Origin of the sequence: Paenibacillus tepidiphilus (assembly GCF_008635795.1) — a bacterium.
Lineage (GTDB): Bacteria > Bacillota > Bacilli > Paenibacillales > Paenibacillaceae > Paenibacillus_AQ > Paenibacillus_AQ tepidiphilus.
This window is the reverse complement of the sequence record NZ_VWRQ01000080.1, coordinates 1-597: the sequence shown is the minus strand read 5'-3', so window position 1 is coordinate 597 and position 597 is coordinate 1. Positions and strand designations below refer to the sequence as shown.

Annotated in this window: 1 protein-coding gene; it reads right to left on the bottom strand. The window is 44.4% G+C overall.

Going from position 1 to position 597, the window contains the following annotated elements:
- The coding region (locus tag F1379_RS29580; RefSeq protein WP_275262669.1) for an EF-Tu C-terminal domain-related protein at positions 1–597 on the bottom strand (597 nt) is incomplete at both ends.

Below are 597 nucleotides of genomic sequence, written 5' to 3'. Positions count from 1 at the left end.
CCCGCACCTACTGTACGACCACCTTCACGAATCGCAAAACGTAAACCTTCGTCCATCGCGATTGGGTGAATTAAGCTCACAGTCATTTTGATGTTGTCGCCCGGCATTACCATCTCAACACCTTCCGGTAACTCGATTGTACCTGTTACGTCCGTTGTACGGAAGTAGAACTGTGGACGGTAACCTTTGAAGAATGGAGTATGACGACCACCTTCTTCTTTTGATAATACGTAAACTTCTGATTCGAAGTCTGTGTGCGGAGTGATTGTACCCGGTTTCGCTAATACTTGACCACGTTCGATTTCTTCACGTTTTGTACCACGTAATAATGCACCAACGTTTTCCCCCGCACGACCTTCGTCTAATAATTTACGGAACATCTCAACACCGGTTACGGTTGTTTTCGTAGTTTCTTTGATACCTACGATTTCAACTTCTTCACCTGATTTGATGATACCACGTTCAACACGGCCTGTTACTACCGTACCACGACCAGAAATTGAGAATACGTCTTCGATTGGTAATAAGAACGGTTTATCAATTGCACGCTCCGGCTCTGGAATGTATGTATCTAAGTGGTGTGCTAACTCAAGAATT